This is a genomic window from Saccharopolyspora cebuensis (genome assembly GCF_039542665.1).
GTDB lineage: Bacteria > Actinomycetota > Actinomycetes > Mycobacteriales > Pseudonocardiaceae > Saccharopolyspora > Saccharopolyspora cebuensis.
The window spans coordinates 1-5,244 of record NZ_BAABII010000043.1 but is presented as its reverse complement, the minus strand read 5'-3'; the positions used below and the strand labels follow the sequence as shown (position 1 = coordinate 5,244).

The 5,244-nt window shown below is 69.8% G+C and carries 7 protein-coding genes; 1 reads left to right on the top strand and 6 read right to left on the bottom strand.

The annotated features are described in order from the left end of the window. Window positions 1–453: 453 nt before the first annotated feature. On the bottom strand, window positions 454–687 hold the full coding sequence (locus ABD976_RS29510; protein WP_345368334.1) for a hypothetical protein: 234 nt from the start codon (window positions 685–687) through the stop codon (window positions 454–456). Between the two features lie 48 nt (window positions 688–735). Here ABD976_RS29510 and ABD976_RS29505 point away from each other — a divergent pair, with 48 nt between their 5' ends. After that, complete coding sequence (locus ABD976_RS29505; RefSeq protein ID WP_345368333.1) at window positions 736–2,148, top strand: MFS transporter; 1,413 nt, start codon at window positions 736–738, stop codon at window positions 2,146–2,148. Between the two features lie 37 nt (window positions 2,149–2,185). Here the strand turns inward: ABD976_RS29505 and ABD976_RS29500 are convergent, their stop codons facing one another. The 5 genes from ABD976_RS29500 to ABD976_RS29480 all read right to left on the bottom strand — a co-directional run. After that, window positions 2,186–3,478 carry a radical SAM family protein gene (locus ABD976_RS29500; RefSeq protein ID WP_345368332.1) on the bottom strand — a complete coding sequence of 431 codons (1,293 nt, stop codon included), beginning with the start codon at window positions 3,476–3,478 and terminating at the stop codon, window positions 2,186–2,188. Window positions 3,479–3,856: 378 nt separating this feature from the next. Further along, on the bottom strand, window positions 3,857–4,000 hold the full coding sequence (locus ABD976_RS29495) for a hypothetical protein (RefSeq protein WP_345368331.1): 144 nt from the start codon (window positions 3,998–4,000) through the stop codon (window positions 3,857–3,859). After that, window positions 3,997–4,347 (bottom strand): WhiB family transcriptional regulator, encoded by a 351-nt coding sequence (locus tag ABD976_RS29490; protein WP_345368330.1) that lies wholly within the window; start codon window positions 4,345–4,347, stop codon window positions 3,997–3,999. The genes ABD976_RS29495 and ABD976_RS29490 overlap by 4 nt, the downstream gene beginning before the upstream one ends. A gap of 117 nt (window positions 4,348–4,464) precedes the next feature. After that, a complete protein-coding gene (locus ABD976_RS29485; RefSeq protein WP_345368329.1) occupies window positions 4,465–4,938 on the bottom strand; it encodes a hypothetical protein in 474 nt (157 codons plus the stop codon). After that, a partial coding sequence (locus ABD976_RS29480) for an NUDIX domain-containing protein (protein WP_345368328.1) occupies window positions 4,935–5,244 on the bottom strand: 310 nt, incomplete at its 5' end. The genes ABD976_RS29480 and ABD976_RS29485, both read right to left, overlap by 4 nt.

Here is a 5,244-nt window from a genome sequence, read left to right as displayed (position 1 = left end):
GGGCTGGTCAAGTCAAGCTCCCGTGGCTCGGGCGGTCCATCGAAACGCGGGTGCATGATGACACCTCCACAGGCAACGCGGGGACCACCAGGCTATGACGCCGGACATTACCGCGCTCGCAGGCAGGAACCCACAGCTCAGGCACGGTGGGCGTTTCACCACGTCCCCACCGTGTACGGCAGCGCTCGTCGCGCGGTGGGGGTACCAGCCGGGGTACCAACACGGGTACCGGCCGGGGTGGCGTCCAAGCCGGGTGTCCCAGCCGGTTGCGTTTCCGCGGCGTACTGAGCCCTCTGGAGGTACCAGCGGTCACCCAGACTCCGTGTCCGCGCAACACCATGAAGCGCAAGGTGGGCCCGCCAGGAAACCAGCGGGCCCACCTTGCGGCGTGAGTGTCACATCTGCGGTGGTCCAGCGCGGGCGATCACCTGCCCGTTCAGGCTGACCTGGCCGTCACCATTTCCGCAGGCCCTCGAACTTGCGCCGCGCCGAGATCGCCTGCTGAAGGATCCGCCGCACCAGCTCAGGCTTGGTCGCCCGCTCCATGCGGGTCAGCCGCAGCTCGGTAGCGACGGCAACCAGCCCGTCGCGGTCCCGGTGCACGCCCTGCGCGGTGAGGTAGGCCTCGCCCTCCTCCACGGTGTCGAGGGTGCGCAGGTGCGCGGCGATGGTCTTCGGGTCATCCATGGGTTCTCCGTTCGTCGTCGGGGTGGATGGCACAGCTCTGGTGGTGTGGTGTTGCTGGTGCGCGCTCGGGGCAAAGTGCGGCGAAGGAACTCCTCGTCGCGGTTTCGCGTGGAGAAACGCCAGTCGGGCTGCGGGATGCGGTTGGATGAGCCGGTGCGTTACTCGTCCTCTTCCCGTGGCATCGTGGCCGATGACGGCCGCTGGTGGGCGCCGCTGGGCCATTCCCGATTCCGCTGCTATTTCGCGGGGCATGTGCTCTCGACCGCCGGGGACAGCCTGGTTCCGCTGACGATCGCGTTCGCGGCGTTGAGCTTGTCGGGTTCTGCAGCCGACGTGGGATGGGTCTTGGCGGCCAACCGGGTGCCGATCGCGCTGCTGGTGCTGCTGGGCGGCGCGTTGGGAGACCGGTGGGACCGGCGGCGGGTGATGGTGTGCGCTGACGTGCTGCGGTGCGCGGCGCAGGCCGCGACCGGACTGGTGCTGCTGTCCGGGCAGGCCAGTGTGCTCCTGCTGGTGATGTTGCAGGCCGTGGCCGGGGTGGGGACCGCGTTGTTCAGTCCGGCCGCCACCGGTCTGGTGCCCGCGCTGGTGCCTCATGCCCAGCTGCGGCAGGCCAACGCGTTGTTGGGGATCGCTGGCAACACCAACAAGATCACGTCGATCAGCTTGGCCGGTGTGCTGGTGGCCGTCACGGGCCCGGGTGTGGCCCTGCTGCTCGACGCCGCGACGTTCGCCGCCAGCACCGTGGCGTTGCTGAGGCTGCGTCTGCCGGCCTCGGCACGGCATCCCCAGGTGCGGGTCGGGTTGTGGCGGCAGGTGCGCGACGGAGCCCACTACGTGATCACCACCCGGTGGCTGGCGGTAGTGCTGGGTTATGGAGCGCTGCTGCAGGCGCTGGTCATCGGCCCGCACATGGTCGCCGGTCCCCTGCTGAGTGAGCAGTCCTACGGCGGTCCCGCAGGGTGGGCGACCATCGGGGTCGTGCAGGCGGTCGGCAGCCTCGCCGGGGGCGCGCTGGCGCTGCGAGTACGACCGCGCCGGCCATTGCGGGCCGGGCTGGCCATTTCGCTGCTGATGGTGCCCTACCTGCTGCTGTTCGCGTGCGGAGCACCGCTGTGGCTGGTGGCCGCGACCGCATTCGGCGTCGGGATCCAGGGCGCGTTTTTCCTTGCCACCCAGGCCACCGTACTGCAGACCCACATCCCAGACCACGCCCTGTCGCGGGTGGCCGCCTGGGCTCAGCTCGGCAATCTGGTGTTGCTGCCGACCGCGCTGGCTGCGGCCGGTCCGATCGCCGCCGCCGTCGGCGGCCAGACCGTACTGCTGGTCGGCGCAGGATGGCTGACGGTGAGCACGCTGGTGGTGCTCACGATTCCCGCGGTGACCAACCTGGGCAACGTCGCGGCCTCCCCTGCTGACAGGACAGGGGAGGCCGCGACGAGTCAGCGAGCGGCGGTGTAGGAAACCTTCGAGGAGACCACCTCTCGCGGGTCCCGCATCAGGTGTGCCGGATCGGCAGATCCCGTAACGTCAGGCTCGGCCAGCCGTGTCGCCGCAGGTAGTCGATGCTGTAGCGGGCGGCGCGGCGCTTGATGGTGCCGTGTCGGTAGGACGCCAGGCAGGCGTGGAAACCGTCAGCGACGTAGGCCATGCCCATGTCCCAGATGTCGGGGTGGTTGCTGTCGAGCTGGGCGGTGGAGTAGTTGCGCTTGATGTTCGGGACGACGGCGACGCCGATGGAGTCGAACTCGGCGATGCCGTGCATCATTTCCTCGTAGCTGTCGGCACCGAGGACGTAGTCGGTCTCCACGATCGGAAACCCGGCGCCCTGGGCTCGGCGGTACTTCTCCAGATGCATCTCGAAGGTGATCGCTCCCTTCTTGCGGCCCCATTGCCGGATCCGCTCGGTGTCGTTGATGGTCTCCACCGTGCCGATGAAGCCGAGGCACCCGGCCTCGCGCAGCTGCTCCATCGCAGCTGAGCTGTGGATGGCGTAGGTGAACGGGAAGAACGCTGCGTTGCCGAAGCCCTGCCGCCGATACTCGGCGATCAGTCGCAGCATCATGTCCAGTTCCTTGGACTCGTCTGGCTGGCAGCCGGTGGTGATGTTCACGCTGACCAGCTCGGCGCGGTCCCAACCCCGCCGGTCGTAGTCGGCGGCGAGCTCGGCGACGTGCTGGGCGATGTAGTCGCGCGGCGGCGGAGTCCACGAGCCGACCTCGTTGCGGTTGCAGCCCAGACATCCACCCGCGCAGGTCGAGTACGGGGAGATGATCGCGGCCGTGGGCAGCTCGGCGCCGTTGGGCGCGACGCGGCTGTAGTAGTGGTTGCTGGCGCCGAAGATCCGTGCGTGGAAGCGCGTTTCGGCGAGGGTTTCGCCCGTGGGCTTCCAGACGATCCGGCAGGTCGGTGCGGACTGACGCTCTCCGTCGACGTCGATGTAGCGGTCTCGCTCGAACACCAGCGGCGAGCTGGGGGCGTAGTAGGGCACGCAGATCGTTTGGAAATTTCTCTTCCCGGTTGCCGGGTCGGTGTAGACCAGCGTGTACGTCCGGTTGTCCCGCGTCTCCGCTGTATCGCACCCGGTGAACCCGATCGCCAGGCTCAGGAGCTGGGTGGGGGACATGTGGGTGTCGGGGTCGTCGAGATGCGAATCGTCGATCGGCACGAACGAGGTGATGTAGTCCTGTGCTCGGGTGAACCAGTCGACCAGGCGGCGTGTGACCTGCGGATCGTCGATCTCGCTGCCAGGCTGGCGGTTGCGCACCATCAGCGGCAGCGCCTTCGTCATGGACAATGGAACCCCACTTCCTACGGGTGGTGGGCCGGACCGGGGCGCCTCGGCGGTGAGAGGTTGAGTGCGCTCCGGTTCCGGATGGCCGCGTCCTTGGGCGGTCCCCGCAACGCACCGAACCAGCGACGTGGTCGGCGCGCTGCGAGCACACCCGGACTACCTGGGTGGCCGGGGCGATGCCCACGCCCCTGGCCTGGATCGCACTCGCCCGAGTGCTGTGATCAGCACGGAGGCATGTGGCGGGTGAGAGACGTGGTGGTCATCGCTGCGTCACGGCCTCACCACGAACCAGTTCCCTGGGCTCGTACCAGTCGCAGGTGAATCGATTGGTGGGATGCCGGTCATTGAGTGGCGCGGACTCTGCGGACGCACGAGTCACGTGCGGTCATTTCGGTGGGGGTCGAGCAGGTAGATCGCGGCCATGACCGCCAGCGCGACGAGGCCGAGCACGGTGTGGCCGGAAGCGAGGAGGACGACTCCGGCCACACCGGCGGTCAGTGCGAGCAGCGCGGTGCTCACGCGACGACGGGTCGCTTGCCACCCGGGACGCGGCCGTGCCGGGAGCGGTCGGCCAGGATCATGGCGACCACCTGCTCGGGCAGCTCGCTCTCCGACTCCCGGCGGCGGGTGTGGGTGCCGCGGGAAAGGGCGTCGCGGTCGTCGGGGTCCAGGCCCGCCCAGATCCCCACGGGCTCGCCCGCGGTCAGGACGTACTGGCGGCACTGCCCTTGCACCGGGCATCCAGCGCAGATCGCGCGGGGCCGCTGGGCCTGCCGCTGGTAGCCCGGCGACCCAGGAGTGCCGGTCGGTTCGAACACGCGAGGGTCGTACTCGCGGCACGCCCCGCTGCGGGTCCAGTCCTTCATACTGGGGTCCTCCTTCCACAAAGGGACGCCTCCGGGCCGCGGTCTTGACGGATGACGGCCGGAAGCGTTGAGAGAGGCGCGGGTCCCCACGCTGCCGCGCGGGGACCCGCGCTCCTGTCACGAAGCGGAGCGGTCCTGACCGAGCTGGCCGAGGTAGTGCACGAGCACGGCGGCAGCGCATGCGCCCACAGCCACACCGACAGGGCGCGACACCCGGTACCGGATGCGGCGGTTCCCGACCGGGGGCGTGGTGGTGTGGCAAGAGCGGCACCACCAGGCGGTGAAGGTCGCCGCCGGGCGCGCCCGGCGGCAGCGGGGGCAGCGAACCCGGTCTGCCTCTTGAGGAGTGAGCAGGCTGATCACTTCCCCGGCGCGCAGCGGCGCGGTCACCGCGCGGGCGCCGAGGCCCTCGTTGTTCGCGAGCTCGGTGAGGGCATCGCAGACCGCAGCGGTCAGGCCGTCGGCGGTGCTGGGTCGCCGGGCGGCCACGTGAGTCACGATGGCGCGGGTATCCGCGGCGCCCCAGCCCGCGCGGTGCATGCGGTCCGTGGCCGCGACCGGGTCGATGCCCGGGGCCGCCGGCGCGGTCACTGCTGCTGCCCGGTCAGCGGCGGGGCGGTGAGTACCTGCAGCACGTCGATGAGGATGCGGGCGTGGTCGAACGCCATCGGTTCCCACGAGGTGGTCAGGTCGTCGATGGCGACCCATTCGGCACGGGCGGCGTCGTCACCAGCGCGGGGCTCGGGCCGGGTGGGAAGTTCCACCAGGTAGGCGGTGGAGACGTACCGGCCGCGGGGGTCCCGGCCAGGCTCGTCGTAGACCTCGATCCGGTGCAGGTCGTCCTCGCGCACGGCCAGGCCGGTTTCCTCGGCCAGCTCCCGCACGGCGGCATCGACG